At 41.2% G+C, this 16,019-nt stretch carries 17 protein-coding genes and 1 pseudogene; 8 read left to right on the top strand and 10 right to left on the bottom strand.

All coding sequences use genetic code 11. The features are described 5' to 3' along the window. From uppS to HBL79_RS01200, 6 genes are all read right to left on the bottom strand, one after another. Window positions 1-729, bottom strand: a complete 729-nt coding sequence (uppS, locus tag HBL79_RS01225) for a polyprenyl diphosphate synthase (RefSeq protein WP_035687015.1) — start codon at window positions 727-729, stop codon at window positions 1-3. Window positions 730-882: 153 nt separating this feature from the next. Continuing rightward, window positions 883-2,079 (bottom strand): 1-deoxy-D-xylulose-5-phosphate reductoisomerase, encoded by a 1,197-nt coding sequence (gene ispC, locus HBL79_RS01220; protein WP_035687018.1) that lies wholly within the window; start codon window positions 2,077-2,079, stop codon window positions 883-885. Between the two features lie 179 nt (window positions 2,080-2,258). Further along, window positions 2,259-2,816 (bottom strand): ribosome recycling factor, encoded by a 558-nt coding sequence (gene frr, locus HBL79_RS01215; RefSeq protein ID WP_017807054.1) that lies wholly within the window; start codon window positions 2,814-2,816, stop codon window positions 2,259-2,261. Window positions 2,817-2,840: 24 nt separating this feature from the next. Continuing rightward, window positions 2,841-3,557, bottom strand: a complete 717-nt coding sequence (gene pyrH / locus HBL79_RS01210; protein WP_035687020.1) for a UMP kinase — start codon at window positions 3,555-3,557, stop codon at window positions 2,841-2,843. A 249-nt stretch (window positions 3,558-3,806) separates the two neighbouring features. After that, window positions 3,807-5,231, bottom strand: a complete 1,425-nt coding sequence (locus HBL79_RS01205) for a GspE/PulE family protein (RefSeq protein WP_035687022.1) — start codon at window positions 5,229-5,231, stop codon at window positions 3,807-3,809. 12 nt (window positions 5,232-5,243) lie between these two features. Continuing rightward, on the bottom strand, window positions 5,244-5,675 hold the full coding sequence (locus HBL79_RS01200) for a pilin (RefSeq protein ID WP_035687024.1): 432 nt from the start codon (window positions 5,673-5,675) through the stop codon (window positions 5,244-5,246). A gap of 139 nt (window positions 5,676-5,814) precedes the next feature. On the opposite strand from HBL79_RS01200, the gene ampD reads away from it, so the two are divergent. From ampD to tadA, 7 genes are all read left to right on the top strand, one after another. Beyond that, a complete protein-coding gene (ampD, locus tag HBL79_RS01195; RefSeq protein ID WP_035687059.1) occupies window positions 5,815-6,369 on the top strand; it encodes a 1,6-anhydro-N-acetylmuramyl-L-alanine amidase AmpD in 555 nt (184 codons plus the stop codon). A 98-nt stretch (window positions 6,370-6,467) separates the two neighbouring features. Next, window positions 6,468-6,887, top strand: coding sequence for a hypothetical protein (locus HBL79_RS01190; RefSeq protein ID WP_124994872.1), 420 nt, complete (start codon window positions 6,468-6,470; stop codon window positions 6,885-6,887). A 571-nt stretch (window positions 6,888-7,458) separates the two neighbouring features. Continuing rightward, the gene (rppH, locus tag HBL79_RS01185; RefSeq protein WP_035687029.1) at window positions 7,459-8,052 is read left to right on the top strand and encodes an RNA pyrophosphohydrolase; all 594 of its coding nucleotides are present in this window, start codon (window positions 7,459-7,461) and stop codon (window positions 8,050-8,052) included. Between the two features lie 2 nt (window positions 8,053-8,054). After that, window positions 8,055-8,846: a sulfite exporter TauE/SafE family protein gene (locus HBL79_RS01180; RefSeq protein WP_035687031.1), complete on the top strand. Its 792-nt coding sequence runs from the start codon at window positions 8,055-8,057 to the stop codon at window positions 8,844-8,846. Between the two features lie 9 nt (window positions 8,847-8,855). Next, window positions 8,856-9,656 (top strand): prolipoprotein diacylglyceryl transferase, encoded by an 801-nt coding sequence (gene lgt, locus HBL79_RS01175; protein ID WP_035687035.1) that lies wholly within the window; start codon window positions 8,856-8,858, stop codon window positions 9,654-9,656. Window positions 9,657-9,667: 11 nt separating this feature from the next. After that, a complete protein-coding gene (locus HBL79_RS01170) occupies window positions 9,668-10,519 on the top strand; it encodes a thymidylate synthase (RefSeq protein WP_017807045.1) in 852 nt (283 codons plus the stop codon). 99 nt (window positions 10,520-10,618) lie between these two features. Further along, window positions 10,619-11,104, top strand: a complete 486-nt coding sequence (gene tadA / locus HBL79_RS01165) for a tRNA adenosine(34) deaminase TadA (RefSeq protein ID WP_046097356.1) — start codon at window positions 10,619-10,621, stop codon at window positions 11,102-11,104. Window positions 11,105-11,299: 195 nt separating this feature from the next. On the opposite strand, the gene nagA is transcribed toward tadA, so the two are convergent. After that, the gene (gene nagA, locus HBL79_RS01160) at window positions 11,300-12,445 is read right to left on the bottom strand and encodes an N-acetylglucosamine-6-phosphate deacetylase (RefSeq protein ID WP_035687040.1); all 1,146 of its coding nucleotides are present in this window, start codon (window positions 12,443-12,445) and stop codon (window positions 11,300-11,302) included. 14 nt (window positions 12,446-12,459) lie between these two features. Then, window positions 12,460-13,263, bottom strand: a complete 804-nt coding sequence (gene nagB / locus HBL79_RS01155) for a glucosamine-6-phosphate deaminase (RefSeq protein ID WP_017807042.1) — start codon at window positions 13,261-13,263, stop codon at window positions 12,460-12,462. Between the two features lie 282 nt (window positions 13,264-13,545). On the opposite strand from nagB, the gene HBL79_RS01150 reads away from it, so the two are divergent. Then, window positions 13,546-14,364 (top strand): DNA ligase, encoded by an 819-nt coding sequence (locus tag HBL79_RS01150; RefSeq protein ID WP_017807041.1) that lies wholly within the window; start codon window positions 13,546-13,548, stop codon window positions 14,362-14,364. Window positions 14,365-14,405: 41 nt separating this feature from the next. Here the strand turns inward: HBL79_RS01150 and HBL79_RS01145 are convergent. Then, a pseudogene (locus HBL79_RS01145) lies at window positions 14,406-14,555 on the bottom strand (radical SAM protein); the annotation flags it as partial. Between the two features lie 219 nt (window positions 14,556-14,774). Continuing rightward, complete coding sequence (locus HBL79_RS01140; protein ID WP_035687043.1) at window positions 14,775-16,004, bottom strand: capsule biosynthesis protein; 1,230 nt, start codon at window positions 16,002-16,004, stop codon at window positions 14,775-14,777. Between the last annotated feature and the right edge of the window lie 15 nt (window positions 16,005-16,019).

Below are 16,019 nucleotides of genomic sequence, written 5' to 3'. Positions count from 1 at the left end.
TTAGTCCTCTTGTTCTGCACCGCCAAATCGGCGATCTCGTTGTTGATAAGCGAAAATCGCTTGATTAAATTCTTGTTCGTCAAAATCAGGCCATAGCACATTAGAAAAATAAAATTCCGCATAGGCAATCTGCCACAGCAAGAAATTACTCACCCGCTGCTCACCACTGGTGCGGATCAACAAATCCACCATTGGCTGATCTTGGGTAACCAAATGTTGTTGGAAACGCTCAGCGGTGATCTCATCAAGCGTCAGCTGCTCATTTTTCACCAAGCCGGCAAGCTGCTTGGTTGCCTGCACAATATCCCAATAGCCGCCATAATTCGCGGCGATATTTAGCGTAAGTGCGGTATTATTTTGCGTTAAATTTTCTGCATTGGCGATCTTTTGTTGTAATTTTTTGCTAAACCGCGAGGTGTCGCCCAAAATTTTTAGCCGAATATTGTTTTTATGCAATTTTTTGACCTCGAGATCCAAAGCTTGCATAAATAACGTCATCAACGCACTCACTTCATTTTCTGGACGACTCCAGTTTTCACTGCTGAAAGCGTATAATGTCAGCACCTTTATCCCGATCTTTCTGGCATAGGAAACCGCTTGACGCACCGCTGCCACGCCATTTTTATGACCGAAGATTCGCATCTTGCCTTTTTGCTTAGCCCAGCGACCGTTTCCGTCCATTATAATAGCGACGTGCTGTGGAATGTTGTTAAGATCGATGTCTGTCATTGCTCAATGAGTTACGCTATAAAATGTGTGAGAATATATCACAAGTTCCACTAACTTGCTATGAAAAGCCAATTCGCGTTCATTTGTAAGACAACAGGGGAAAACAAAAGTGCGGTGCTTTTTTTACAACGTTTTTAGACCGCACTTGTTCTTTTAAGATTGAACCTGCTGCCAAGCCTTCGCTCTAGCTTCCTGATCCACGTTTAGCACGTCGTCCACGCTAGCAATATGGCGTGGCTGAATGGCTTCAACCACTCGTAAATTCAGTTTGGCGATGTCGGTAAATTTGATCTGCCCAGCTAAAAAGGCTTCCACAGCAACCTCATTTGCGGCATTCATCGCGGTGGTGGCATATTGTCCTGCGGCAAACGCGTCCATTGCCAGCTTCAAACAAGGGTAACGCTGATAATCAGGTTTGAGGAAAGTTAGCCCATTTAGCTGATAGAAATCCAACGGCTCAACGCCCGCGAAAGTGCGGTGCGGATAAGCCATTGTTTCGGCAATTGGGGTTCGCATATCAGGGTTGCCCATTTGTGCAATCACCGAGCCGTCAATATAACGCACCATTGAATGGATAATGGATTGCGGGTGAATAATCACCTCCATTTCCTCCGCACTGGCGTTAAATAGCCAACGGGCTTCGATATATTCTAAGCCTTTGTTCATCATCGTGGCTGAATCCACCGAGATCTTTTTCCCCATCGACCAATTCGGGTGAGCCACCGCTTGAGCTGGGGTGATGTGTTCAAATTCAGCTAGATCCGTATAGCGGAAAGGCCCGCCCGATCCCGTCAAAACAATCTTGCTTATTCCCAATTCTTGCAATGGGCAGAAGCCGATTTGCTCTTGGGCTTGCGGCGGTAAAGATTGGAAAATCGCATTGTGTTCGCTGTCCACCGGCAAAAGCTGGGCTTGATGTTTTTTCACCGCATCAATAAAAAGCTGACCGCAAGTAACCAAACTTTCTTTGTTGGCTAACAGTACGCGTTTTCCCGCCTGCACGGCTGAAAGTGTCGGCAACAACCCCGCCGCTCCAACAATCGCTGCCATCACTTGATCCGCCTCTGGGTGAGCGGCTAGCTCGCAAATCGCTTTTTGCCCGCTTAATACTTGGGTTTGAATACCAAGTGCGGTCAGTTCTTGCTTCAGTTTTTTCGCCGCATTTTCATCATCTAATGCCGCAAACGTCGGCTGAAATTTGACGCACTGAGCGAGCATTAATTCCACATTGCGTCCGCCAACTAAAGCAAAGGCTTGATATTGTTCAGGATTTTGCTCAATAACGGAAAGGGTGCTTGTGCCAATAGAGCCTGTTGAGCCTAAAATAACGAGTTTTTGTTGATTTTGCATAAAATTTTGACCGCACTTTATTAAAGGTTGTTACCGTCTTTTGGTGTTAAACTCAAATAATGATATTGTTCATTAAGTGGTGCTGAATATACTCAAAAGCCTGCCATTCAGCAAGAAAAAACGGGCGAACTTACTGTCCGCCCTGTCATTTTAATAATGCGACTTTGCTTTCCTGAGGATTAGAAATCTAATAATTCTTTTTCTTTATCCGCTAACACTTCGTCCACTTTTTTCACATAAAGATCGGTGATTTTTTGGATTTCATCTTGTGCTTTGCGTTCTTCATCTTCGCTGATTTCTTTCTCTTTCAATAAGGCTTTGATTTGATCATTGGCATCACGGCGAACATTACGCACAGCGATTTTTCCTTGCTCAGCTTCACCTTTTACGATTTTGATTAAATCGCGGCGGCGTTCTTCTGTTAATGGTGGAAGGGGAACACGAATGGTTGTGCCTGCTGATGATGGGTTTAAGCCTAAATCAGAAGTTAAAATCGCTTTTTCTACTGCCCCAATAAGGCTACGGTCAAAGACGCTCACCGCTAAGGTGCGAGCATCTTCCGCCACCACGTTGGCAAGTTGGCGTAATGGGGTTAATGCCCCATAATATTCCACTTGAATGCCATCAAGTAAACTCGGTTGAGCACGTCCTGTTCTCACTTTAGAAATATGATTTTTAAAGGTTTCAAGGCTTTTTTCCATACGCTGTTGCGTATCTTTTTTAATTTCGTTAATCACAATTATTCCTTTTAGTCGTCTTAGTTAATCACAAATAAGCGTACCTTCACGCTCACCTAAAATCACGTTGCGTAATGCCCCCGGCTTGCTCATATTGAACACGCGAATTGGCATTCCGTGATCCCGTGCCAAGGTAAAGGCGGCGAGATCCATCACTTGAAGTTCTTTATCGATCACTTCCGCATAAGTGAGTTTTTCATACAGCACGGCATCAGGGTTCTTCGCAGGATCGCAATCATACACACCATCAACTTTCGTCGCTTTCAACACCACATCGGCTTCAATTTCAATACCACGCAAGCAAGCGGCTGAGTCCGTAGTGAAAAATGGGCTGCCTGTTCCTGCAGAAAAAATCACCACGCGTCCTTCACGCAACATTTTAATCGCTTCCGACCAGTTATAAGTATCGCAAATGCCGTTAAGTTGGAAGGCAGACATTAATTTCGCATTCACATCAGCACGGTGCAAAGCATCACGCATCGCCAGCCCGTTCATCACCGTTGCGAGCATTCCCATATGATCGCCCACTACACGGTTCATTCCTGCTTTCGCCAGCTTCGCCCCACGGAATAAATTTCCGCCGCCAAGCACCACGCCAACTTCAACGCCCATTTCTAGCAATTCTTTGATTTCTAACGCCATTCTATCCAAAATAGAGGGGTCAATGCCAAAGCCTTCATCGCCCTGCAACGCCTCACCACTCAATTTGAGTAAAATGCGTTTATATACTGGTTTGCTCATTTTTTCTTCGCCTCACAAAAGTTGAGAATAAAATTCTGCGTATTATAGAGCAACATCGATTTGCTGAAAATACTTCAGACAAAAAATAGACTGGATTCTATGATTAGAACCTCTATTTAATAGAGAGATATATCGCAGAATATCAATGATATACTTTAAAAGTATCGGGCTTCAGATTTAATCTGGAATAGCAATTTGCTGCATTAATTTACAAATGTTTATAATTCACTATCTTAATTTTTAATTAAGCTATAGTTCAGCTTTTGTATGCCTACCTAAAACTCGTTCTAATTCAGCAATATCTGTGATACCTTGTGCTATTTTATGTGAAGCACTATCCCATAATGAGGGATAATCGGTTTGATAAGAAATTTGCCCTGTATTTGAATCAAAAATAGCTTGTAAAAATTGATAAATACCAGTACGCCCACTATAACCTTGATAACATTCGCAATTTTTCGTTTTGTGTAGACATTTTTTACGGACTAAACGCTGGGCAATCACTAATAATAAACAACTTTCAATTTCATATTGTTGAATACCAAGCTGTAACAAGCGAGCAATAGCTGAATGTGCATTATTTGTATGTAATGTTGAAAGGACTAAATGTCCAGTTTGTGCTGCACGTAACGCAATCGCTGCACTTTCTGCATCACGGATCTCACCAAGCATAATAATGTCTGGATCCTGACGTAAAAATGTACGCAACAAACGGTTAAAATCTAAACCAATTTGTGGGTTAATTTGCGTTTGGATAATCCCTGGAAGTTCTATTTCAATCGGATCTTCTGCTGTTAGAATATGTTTTTCCGATTGATTAAGCCATTCTAATGCTGTATAGAGCGTAATACTTTTCCCACTCCCAGTTGGCCCCGTTACTAAAATGAGTCCTTGAGGTTGAGATAAAGCATCTTGTAATGTTTTTCGTTGTATCGCTGTCATCCCCAGCTCAGAAAAATCCAAGGTAACAGGTTTATTTTTTTGTAAACGTAGTACCGCTTTTTCTCCATAATATGTAGGTAATGTCGATATACGGAAGTCTAATATATCGGAAAATGTCGTTTTGAAATGAAATCTTCCATCTTGTGGTAAGCGAGTTTCGCTAAGATCAAGACGAGCTAGAAGTTTTAAACGAGAAATCAAACGTTGGCTCATTTGTTTAGAAATAGGAGGCTGATGTTGCAATACCCCGTCAATACGAAAACGGATCTGCAATTGCTCATTTTGTGGCTCTAAATGAATATCTGAGGCATTTAATTGCATTGCCGATTCAAAAACTTTATTTAGTATTTGAATAATTGGTTCATCAAGTTTTTCTGGTTGATTTTCGCTATAAGGTGAAATAGACGATTGATAAAAATCAAGTAATGCCGGCTCTTCTACTAATGTGGGAGATAACTTCTGTAATAGCGATTTTAAATCTTGTTCTGATAACAAAATCGGCTCAACTATTTTTCCTGTTAGAAATGAAAAACTTTCACAAGCCGATAGATTTGTTAAGTCATCAATACCAAGCCAAAGTGTATGTTCATCCTCCTGTAAAGGTACTGCTAAATAACGTATTAAAATATCTTTTTGCTGCTTATTCTGTTGCCATAAGTGCGGTGTTATTTCAAAGCATTTTCCATCAACAGCATATACAATGTCGTCCTCGTCTAAAGAATACTCAGCCATTACATTATCCTATTATCCGCAAAATCCCGCTGGGAAAAACTCTACAGATTTTCCACAATTTACCGTCCAAGATACACCTTTTGAGGCATCTCCACTGGCTTTTAATGAATAAGTAATATCAGAAAGATTATCTTTTCCTTTAACCGTAATCGTGCCTTTTTGTACATCAATAGAAGCCACTTTCCCTTTATTCGTTAATTTTTTCTGAATTCCATTTGAACCCGCATTACATTTCGTGGTAGCCCCCGTATTATAAATACATAATTCCACCTCTGAACGATAGGGGCTTGCGGCTTGAATTAACTCAGATATTGCCGCTTTCTTGGTGTAATTTTGATAGGCAGGAATCGCAATGGTCGCTAAAATCGCCACAATCGCAATCACGATCATCAGTTCAATCAAAGTAAAGCCTTTTTTGATTTTTAAATGGGTTGGGTTTTGCATAACTTATCCTCTGCATTTCTATTCTGATAAATTTTCGTTACAATGTGAGGGTTTTATCAACCTCGGGATAAGTGTGCCGCAAATGAAAAATAACGCCAAAAACCACCGCACTTTTTCTCGATCTGGATCGCAAAAAAAGATGACACGACCCTATTTAATTAACCAAGCGGGCTGGTTGGAAAATGAAAAACATTGCCCCTCACCCTATTATGATTTACGCCCTGATCCACAGGATATTTCTTTGTTAGTCATTCATTACATCAGCCTACCCCCTGAAGAATTTGGTGGCGGCTATATTGATGCGTTTTTTCAGGGAAAATTAGCTCCCCGCCTTCACCCTTACTTTGAAGAAATCAAAGATCTTCGTGTTTCTGCACATTGTTTGATCGACCGAAAAGGGGAAATCACCCAGTATGTTAGCTTTGGTGATCGAGCTTGGCACGCGGGGCTTTCTTGTTTTCAAGGGCGGGAAAAATGTAACGATTTTGCGATTGGCATTGAGTTAGAAGGTAGTAATAATCAACCTTTCACCGAGCAACAATATGCCACATTGCAAAAGCTTACCCAAAACCTAATGCAACGTTATCCCCAAATTTCTAAAGATCGCATTGTGGGGCATAGTGATATTTCCCCTGGGCGGAAAATTGACCCTGGGCAATATTTTGATTGGAAAAAATATCTTGAGGGAGTATAAAAATGAGTGAAATTTATTCTCTTTTGTGAGGCGTATCACGGTTTTTTTGGCACATCTTTTCTATAATGTGCCATTATCTTTTCTGGGGGCTGAGCAAAATGAAAATTAGAACCATCAACGTTCTTGTTGCACTTATCTATTCACAAATTTTGCTTCATTTTGGAAAACCTTACCAGCTAAATCACGATTATAGGATTGAAATTGCTTTAGTCATTTTTTTGATCTTGCCCTGCTTGCTTAGAAAACTCGGTTTTTTTGCTCAATTTTTAGATAAAAAATTTAATGCAATCAAAGAGGTAAACCAAATTTGCCTTAATGCAAAAGCCACTGTGTCCTATTTTTTGCTCTGCAATATCCTCACAGTCATTTTGTTCACCGCACTATTCTATACAAAAAAATTTGTGATTACCGACAATCATAGTTACCTAATCGCTCTCCTCTTTGCCATTACAGTACTTTTATTTTATGACTGGCTGTATCATAAATTCATCATTCCTCACTATGTAAAAAAACGCTGAAAAAACACACCGCACTTTTTTATTGGTGAATTAGTAATCAGCTCATTTTGTGCTATTCATTCACAACCAATTATTCAGGAACTTTTTCTCTATCTCTTTAATAAATAAAGATTTTTTTATTTATTCCATATCTATCTTGGTGAACCACAACGATTAATTCCCGACTATTCGGTATAAAACCACAATTTTATCCACAGAAATTCTGAATAACTCACAGCAAGCGGAAAAAAGTGCGGTGCAAATCCTGATAAAAATACAGTGTGCGTTTTTTATCAACGGAGATCGATGTAAAAAAATGCGATCTCAGATCCTATTTTTAGATCGTAAAAATTTCCACAACAATAGCTTAACTCATTAATAGATAAATTATTTTTTTCCACTATTCACAAGTCATCTAGGATTATCCCCGCCTCTTCCACAACATTATGCACAGCCCGCTGATTTTTATCTCAGTTATCAACAAGCCTAATCCGTTCTTTGCCACAGAAAAGCGGGTTTGTGGATTGTGAAAACTTCGCGTTTATGTAACAATTCACACTCATTATGAATTTGAAAACAAAGGTGAACGATAGTGATCGATTTCGATGGCTACCGTCCGAATGTGGGAATTGTGATTTGCAACCGTAAAGGACAAGTATTATGGGCAAAACGCTATGGGCAAAACTCGTGGCAATTTCCGCAAGGCGGTATAAACGATGATGAAACAGCTGAACAGGCGATGTATCGTGAGCTTTTTGAAGAAGTGGGTTTAACGCGAAAAGACGTAAAATTGCTTTATGTATCAAAGCAATGGCTTCGTTATAAACTGCCCAAACGCTTATTACGCTATGACAGCAAACCGATGTGCATCGGGCAAAAACAGCGGTGGTTTTTATTACAGTTAGTTTCTGATGAAAAAGACATCAATATGCAAGCCACCAAGTCCCCCGAATTTGACGGTTGGCGGTGGGTGAGTTTTTGGTATCCTGTGCGGCAAGTGGTTTCATTTAAAAAAGAGGTTTACCGCAAGGCAATGAAAGAATTTGCGGCAGTGCTTTTCAACCTCAAAACCGCTGGGGGTTCAACATCTCAGCAAAATGAAAATAAGCTGGCTTATTCAAACTCACATAAAAAATATTCATCAAAAAAATATCAGAAACGTGCATTTCATCGCATAAGGGGATAACAATGCTTAGCTTTTTTCTTATTTGTTTAGCCTTGGGCTGCGTTGTCGGCTTTCTCGCGGGCTTATTCGGCATAGGGGGAGGATTAATCATTGTTCCCGCCTTAGTGTATCTATTACCTATGATAGGCGTACCTAATGAACTGTTGATATCCACCGCGTTAGGAACATCTTTTGCCACTATAGTAATTACAGGTTTTTCATCGGCTCAGCGTCATCACAAATTAGGCAATATTGTTTGGAACGCGGTGAAAATTCTCGCTCCAGTTATAATGATTACCACCTTTATTTCAGGGCTTTTCGTTGGAAAATTAGACAAAGCCATCGCGAGCAAACTGTTCGCCTGTTTAGTGGTTTATCTTGCGGTCAAAATGCTGCTTTCCATTAAGCCAAAAGCGGTGCAAAAAACGCTAACCACAGCATCTTCAATTATCGGCGGAATTTTAATCGGTATCGCGTCCAGTATCGCGGGCATTGGCGGCGGCGGCTTTATCGTGCCTTTCCTTAACGCACGAGGCATTGAGATGAAAAAAGCCATTGGCTCATCAGCGTTCTGCGGAATGCTGCTCGGATTGTCGGGAATGCTGAGCTTTATTGTCGGCGGTTGGGGGCAAATAGGAATGCCAAACTATTCACTGGGCTATGTTTACTTGCCAGCGGTCATCGCCATTACTGCCACCTCATTTTTCACCTCAAAATTAGGGGCGAGTACCACCGATAAACTGCCCGTGAAAACACTTAAACGCTATTTTGCCGTATTGCTGATCTGTATTGCGATCAATATGCTTATTAAATAAAGGAACATTATGACTTCTCAATTTTTCGCTTTTCCTCAATTCGATCCCGTGATTTTCAGCCTCGGGCCACTCAGTTTACGCTGGTATGGCTTGATGTATTTAATCGGCTTCCTGTTCGCCCGCTGGCTTGCGGTTCGCCGAGCTAATCACCCGAACAGTGGTTGGAGCGTTGAACAGGTGGACAGCCTGCTTTTCAACGGTTTTTTAGGCGTGTTTCTTGGCGGTCGTATTGGTTATGTGATGTTCTACCAATTTGACTATTTCCTACAAGATCCCAGCTATTTATTCCGCGTTTGGGAAGGGGGAATGTCCTTTCACGGCGGGTTAATCGGCGTGATTTTAGCAATGTGGATCACCGCTAAATTACAACATCGTGGCTTTTGGGCTACGGCGGATTTCGTCGCTCCGCTCATTCCCTTTGGCTTAGGAATGGGACGCATTGGCAACTTTATTAATGATGAACTTTGGGGACGTGTAACCGATGTACCTTGGGCGGTGCTTTTCCCGTCGGGCGGTTATCTCCCTCGCCACCCTTCTCAACTTTATGAAGCGGTTTTAGAGGGTGTGGTGCTATTTATCATCTTAAATTTATTCATCAAAAAACCTCGCCCAACTGGCTCAGTTGCGGGGCTATTTTTACTTTGCTACGGCATTTTCCGCTTCATTGTAGAATATTTCCGTGAGCCTGATGCTCAACTCGGGCTTTTCTTCAGCCAGCATATTTCAATGGGGCAAATTCTTTCTCTGCCGATGATTTTGCTCGGTGCAATCATTATATTCATCGCCTATAAAAGTGCGGTGCGAAAATAACGAGGTTTTTTATGCGTCAGTATTTAGATTTATGCCAAAAAATTATTGATCACGGCACTTGGGTAGAAAATGAACGCACGGGGAAACGTTGTTTAACCCTCATCAATGCCGATCTCACCTACAACGTGGCGGATAACGAATTTCCCCTTATCACCACGCGTAAAAGCTACTGGAAAGCAGCGATTGCGGAATTTTTGGGCTATATTCGTGGCTATGACAACGCAGCGGATTTCCGCAAGCTCGGCACAAAAACGTGGGACGCCAATGCCAATGAAAATCAAGCGTGGTTGAATAATCCGCACCGCAAAGGCACGGACGATATGGGACGCGTTTACGGCGTGCAAGGGCGAGCGTGGCGTAAACCCAACGGCGAAACGCTGGATCAACTGCGAAAAGTGGTAAACCATTTAAGCAAAGGCATTGACGATCGTGGGGAAATCATCACATTCTATAATCCCGGTGAAATTGATCTCGGCTGCTTACGCCCTTGTATGCACACCCATACCTTTTCTTTGCTTGGCGACACCCTTTATTTAACCAGCTATCAACGCTCTTGCGATGTGCCACTCGGTTTAAATTTCAATCAAATTCAAGTATTTACCTTTTTGGCATTGATGGCACAGATTACGGGAAAAAAGGCAGGAATGGCGTATCATAAAATCGTCAATGCCCATATTTACGAAGATCAGTTGGAACTAATGCAAGATGTGCAACTCAAACGCGAGCCATTGCCGTTGCCGACATTGGAAATCAACCCTGACATCAAAACCCTAGAAGATTTAGAAACTTGGGTAACGATGGACGATTTCAAGGTGGTGGGCTATGAATCTCACCCCGCGATCAAATACCCTTTCTCGGTATAAAAAACAGTGCGGAAAACCCACCGCACTTTGCTTTAACCCACCACGACCTTAACGGAGAAAAAAGTGCGGTCAGATTTTGATGCAAATTTTGACGAAAAAATGATGCGTTATGCCCTAAGCCTCGCCGACAAAGCCGAAGCCTTGGGAGAAATCCCCGTGGGGGCGGTACTGGTTGATGAAACGGGGAATATCCTCGCCGAAGGTTGGAATTTATCCATAACCCACAACGACCCCACCGCTCACGCCGAGATTGTTGCCTTGCGTCAAGCGGGAGAAAAACGCCAAAACTACCGCTTACTCAACACCACCCTTTACGTTACCCTCGAGCCTTGCACGATGTGTGCAGGGGCAATTTTACATAGCCGAATCAGACGCTTAGTTTTTGGTGCGAGCGATTTAAAAACAGGGGCGGTGGGTTCACGCTTTCATTTCTTTGACGAGTACAAAATGAACCACAGCGTGGAAATCACCAGCGGCGTATTGCAGGAAGAATGTAGCCAAAAACTCAGCCGTTTTTTCCAAAAACGACGGGAACAAAAAAAACTAGAAAAACAAGTTCATAAAGAAAAAATTTCAGCCCTATAACAACTAGCTATGATTTAGAAGATTAAATCCGATCACTTGCCATTAAATAAAAATGGTCGTGCTTGGTCATAAAAAATCTGCTCTTTACTCAGTTGAGTATTCCCCCCAACCTTTCAAGAGCATTACTATGCTATCTTCTGAATAGAATAAATCCCTTGATAAAACTAATGAAAATCACGACAAATCAAAGTGCGGTTAGTTTTTATGCCATTCCCACTGCCCATTAACGGCGGTTGCTAGCACGTTAAAATCATTAGTGAACAAGGTTAAATTAGCAATTTTGCCTTCGCTAATATCCCCTAAGCGATCGGTAACGCCAATGGCTTTGGCAGGATAATAATTGCACATACGCAAGGTTTCGTCTAATGGAATACCAACGTGTTTCACCGCATTTTCGACCGATTCCATCATCGTGATCGCCGAGCCGCCCAGTGTGCCGTTGGCGTCATAGCATTTGCCATTGCGAACATAAACCGTTTTGCCAACAAAATCAAAAGAATCAATCTCCGCACCAGCTGCGGCGGTTGCGTCCGTAACAATGCACAACTTGTCGCCTTTCACTTTTTTATCGATCTTGATATTATCAAATTCAACGTGCAATCCGTCCACGATAATGCCTGCATAAATATCGCTTTCCAACACCGCGCCGACAACGCCCATTTCACGTCCTGAGCTAATTGGCGACATCGCATTATGCAGATGAGTAGCAAAACTCGCCCCATTTTCAATGGCTTGCTTGGCAATCTCATAAGTGGCATTGGAATGTCCAATAGAAACCACAATGCCTTTTGCGACAAACTCTGCCACATATTGAGCCGTTGGATTTTCTGGAGCAAGGGTGATTTTGCTAATCACTTCCGCATTTTGGCAAAGAAAATCTTTCATTTCCTCGCTAATCGCACGGATATATTCAACCTGATGCACCCCTTTTTTCTCAACGCTCAAATAAGGCCCTTCTAAATGCAAGCCCAACGCCTGATTTTGATGGGTTTTGAGATACTCACGCATCACCACAACGGCTTTTTTCATTCCCTCATCATCGGCGGTGATAAAGGTTGGCAAATAGCTGGTTGTACCTGAACGCAAATTGGTTTCCTGCATAATTTCAAGGGTTTTCACGCTAGTTTCGCCGTTAAACATCACCCCACCACAACCATTTAATTGCAGATCAATGAACCCAGCGGTCAAATTATGACCTTGTAAATCAATCTGTTCTAACTCTGACGGAACATTTTCTTGTGGCACAATGGCGACAATTTTATCGCCCTCCACCACCACAGCTTGCCCGTAAAGCACGGCTTCCGCTGTATAAATTACGCCATTTACTAACGCATAGCTCATTTTTTACCTTCTTTTTATACTACACTGTGAATCGCTTTCGCCTCTAACTCGGTGAAATATTTCACGGTTTTCACTTTCAATTCTTGCGTTGCGGGTTCATCGCATACAAAAATCGCGTGGCGGTGTAATTGCAAGGCACTGATTGTCCAGAAATGGTTTACACTACCCTCCACACCCGCTTGCAAGGCAAGTGCTTTGTTATGCCCAGTGATCAACAACATCACTTCTTCCGCATCAAGCAAGGTCGCCACTCCAATAGTTAAGGCATATTTCGGCACTTTATTTACATCATTATCAAAGAAACGCGAATTAGCGATCAACGTGTCTTCCGTCAAAGTTTTAATGCGAGTACGCGATGCCAAAGAAGAAGCAGGTTCATTAAAGGCAATATGCCCATCAACACCCACTCCGCCCATAAACAAATTGATCTTACCATAAGACTGAATTTTTTCTTCATAACGGCGGCATTCCGCATCAAGATCGGGGGCATTACCGTCTAATAAATTGATGTTTTTTTCTTGAATATCAACGTGATTGAAGAAATTGTTATACATAAAAGAGCGGTAACTTTCAGGGTGATCTTTTGGCAAGCCCACATATTCGTCCATATTGAACGTAACCACATTCTTAAAGCTCACCTCACCCGCTTGATACAATTTAATCAATTCTTTGTAGGTTTCCAACGGCGTTCCCCCCGTTGGCAAGCCCAACACAAAAGGGCGATCTTCCGTTGGTTTAAACGCATTAATGCGATCTGCAATATGACGAGCTGCCCATTTGCTCACCTGAGAAGCGGTTTTGAGTGGAATTAAACGCATAGCAATCTCCTATTTTGTAAAAATTAAAACATTATTCCGAAGAAATATTTCACACTTTGAATTATAAAGTAATATAAACTCCAAAATAAAGTGAATTTAGAGAAAAAAGGCAAAATAGTGAGATACATCACAAAATTAGACTATTTTTGTCAATTCCATAAAACATATACTCAAAAATAACCGCACTTTTACGACAGTGATCGCAAAACCAAACATTTCTACTTTCCATTTTCTTTTTACCTAATAAGCTAAGCCATATCCAAGCCCAATAAGGAAACTAGAATGAAAAAATTCGTTACTTACCTCATCACATTGCTGTTTATACCTAACCTCCTCAGTGCCACTCCACCAGATTTTATGCTGCTTGGCACTTACAGCAACCAAAATGTCGCAGGCTGGGTAATGAGCGAAAAATTAGATGGCGTAAGAGGCTATTGGGACGGTAAACAACTGTTCACTAGACAAAATAAAATCCTCACGCCTCCTGCTTATTTTGTAAAAGACTTTCCACCGTTTGCGATTGATGGCGAACTTTTTACCCAACGCAATGAATTTGAACGCATTTCATCCATTATCCGCTCACAAAAAGATAAAGGCTGGGAAGACATTAAACTCTACGTTTTTGATGTGCCAAATGCGGAGGGCGATCTTTTTGCCCGCCTCGCTGTGCTAGAGCAATACCTCGCTCAGCACCCAAGCAAACACATTACTATTATTCCGCAAATCCCCATTAAAAATCATCAACATATCAAAGAGTTTCTGTATCAAGTTGAAGCACAAAAAGGCGAAGGTATCGTACTACGCAATCCAAACGCCCCTTACGAAAAGAAACGTAGCAACCAAATTTTGAAACTGAAAAGTACTCACGACGAAGAATGTGAAGTCATCGCTCATCATCAAGGAAAGGGGCAATTCACCAACCTCCTAGGTGCAATCACCTGCAAAAACCAGCGTGGCGAATTTCGTATCGGGTCAGGGTTCACCTTAGAAGATCGCCAAAATCCTCCGCCTATCGGCTCAACCATCACCTACAAATATCGAGGATTAACCTCAAAAGGTCTACCTAGATTTGCGACTTATTGGAGAATAAAAAGCGAATAATCTCAAAATTCGTGGTCAGTATGTTTTAAATGAAACTATATTCATTCAATCCCGATCAATTTATGTGTTTGGATGCTCAGTTGCCATTTGGGTTTATTGGGACGCTGGTTGAGCAGCCCTAATTGGGTGATGGTGTGGAGCAAATTCATCTCGCCATTGATTTCACAAGGGGAAAGATAGTAATGGCTTGCTTGAAATATTTACACGAGCACTTCCATCCGAGAAGATAAAAATGGTTCAAAAAAGCACCGCACTTTATTTAATAGAAAAAATCAAACTGAAGCTCTATACCTCGTTTGATTTCAAAATAATACGGCACTAGCCTGCCTCGTCATAGTCGTCGTACTGTCTATGGAGTACAACGCTTTGCCTTATTTTGAACTAAAATGACTATAATCGAACAGCTACTATCATTCAATTTTCTCTTCTGGTAAGATCACTTTATTATAAAAACTGCCATTAATTTGGGTTTTATGCAAATGGTAGAGATGGTATGCCTTAAATGCTTTTTCATCGGGTTGTTGTGGAGTATGCCAAAATTCTTCTAGTGTTCCTTGGTGTGTAATATCAGGAATATTATAATTGGCTAGTCCTAGCGTCATTACAGGCATATTATGAATGAGTGCAGATAGTCCACTCGTACTGTTCAATGTTACCATTGCTTTTCCATATCGAAGTAAAACAGGCATTGGTACATCATAGACGTAGAATACCCGCCCTTGCAGTTCGGGATGTTCAGATAAATAGCATTTAATCACATTTTTATAGCTAATAAACCCGCGATCCATTGGATGATGCTTGATTACCAAACTCAATGACTTTGGAGCATTTTTTACAAAGGAATTCAGTACATAGATTAAAAATGCTTCAACACTATCAAAATCACAATGTACTTTCACTTGGCTATCATCATAAACTTGTAAAGGTAATATATAAAAATCACCTAATTTATTTTGCTCAATTTTGCGAATAAATCGCTTTTCTTTCACATAACGACAAACACGTTTTAGCCCTGAAATAAGCCATAATTTTATATAATAATTGAGGTTATAAACGCGGTGATGTTTATAATGAGGAAACTGTTCTTCCCTATGTCTAGCAACGACATAATATTGGGTGGCTAATTTAGCCATCGGGAAAAAACCTTTTGCAATAGGAATTGGCTGTATATATTCTGTTAAGTTTTCTGCTTGTTGCAGAAAGAATTGTTTATTTCTCGGAAGCGTTGAATAGGCATTTACGCCCTCTTTTTCTAGGGTAACATAATGAGGGCGAAAATAGCCTTCTTCAAATGCCCAAAATGAATATTGCAATTGTTCTGATACTCTTTTAGCAACTTGATGATAGGGGCGAGTATCACCAAAACATACCAAAGCATCAATTTCATTTTCTTGACACAACTGCAAAAGAAAGGCTTCAAAATTCTCAAAGGTATCACGATAATCAATAATAGATTGTTGTTCTAACGCAGAAGAAAAATAAAATTTATCTCCGGCATTAAAGTTCAATTTATAAACATATTTGCCTTGAACGTTAACTAGCCAATCTGCAAAATACTTAAAAAAAGGACCAATTGGACCTTGCAATAACAAAATTCGTTGTGATGAAGTTACTAGCTCAGTGAGGTTATCCACAATCATTGAATTAAATATATC

This window comes from Avibacterium paragallinarum (assembly GCF_011765605.1).
GTDB lineage: Bacteria > Pseudomonadota > Gammaproteobacteria > Enterobacterales > Pasteurellaceae > Avibacterium > Avibacterium paragallinarum.
This window is presented reverse-complemented; position numbering and strand designations above follow the sequence as displayed.

What these genes read in the sequence shown, in the direction of transcription:
- uppS (WP_035687015.1), bottom strand. Translation starts at nt 729, where the DNA reads ATGACAGACATCGATCTTAACAACATTCCACAGCACGTCGCTATTATA.
- pyrH (WP_035687020.1), bottom strand. Translation starts at nt 3,557, where the DNA reads ATGAGCAAACCAGTATATAAACGCATTTTACTCAAATTGAGTGGTGAG.
- nagB (WP_017807042.1), bottom strand. Translation starts at nt 13,263, where the DNA reads ATGCGTTTAATTCCACTCAAAACCGCTTCTCAGGTGAGCAAATGGGCA.
- HBL79_RS01190 (WP_124994872.1), top strand. Translation starts at nt 6,468, where the DNA reads ATGAAAATTAGAACCATCAACGTTCTTGTTGCACTTATCTATTCACAA.
- HBL79_RS01140 (WP_035687043.1), bottom strand. Translation starts at nt 16,004, where the DNA reads ATGATTGTGGATAACCTCACTGAGCTAGTAACTTCATCACAACGAATT.
- ispC (WP_035687018.1), bottom strand. Translation starts at nt 2,079, where the DNA reads ATGCAAAATCAACAAAAACTCGTTATTTTAGGCTCAACAGGCTCTATT.
- HBL79_RS01170 (WP_017807045.1), top strand. Translation starts at nt 9,668, where the DNA reads ATGCGTCAGTATTTAGATTTATGCCAAAAAATTATTGATCACGGCACT.
- nagA (WP_035687040.1), bottom strand. Translation starts at nt 12,445, where the DNA reads ATGAGCTATGCGTTAGTAAATGGCGTAATTTATACAGCGGAAGCCGTG.
- ampD (WP_035687059.1), top strand. Translation starts at nt 5,815, where the DNA reads ATGACACGACCCTATTTAATTAACCAAGCGGGCTGGTTGGAAAATGAA.
- HBL79_RS01200 (WP_035687024.1), bottom strand. Translation starts at nt 5,675, where the DNA reads ATGCAAAACCCAACCCATTTAAAAATCAAAAAAGGCTTTACTTTGATT.
- HBL79_RS01205 (WP_035687022.1), bottom strand. Translation starts at nt 5,231, where the DNA reads ATGGCTGAGTATTCTTTAGACGAGGACGACATTGTATATGCTGTTGAT.
- tadA (WP_046097356.1), top strand. Translation starts at nt 10,619, where the DNA reads ATGATGCGTTATGCCCTAAGCCTCGCCGACAAAGCCGAAGCCTTGGGA.
- HBL79_RS01150 (WP_017807041.1), top strand. Translation starts at nt 13,546, where the DNA reads ATGAAAAAATTCGTTACTTACCTCATCACATTGCTGTTTATACCTAAC.
- HBL79_RS01180 (WP_035687031.1), top strand. Translation starts at nt 8,055, where the DNA reads ATGCTTAGCTTTTTTCTTATTTGTTTAGCCTTGGGCTGCGTTGTCGGC.
- lgt (WP_035687035.1), top strand. Translation starts at nt 8,856, where the DNA reads ATGACTTCTCAATTTTTCGCTTTTCCTCAATTCGATCCCGTGATTTTC.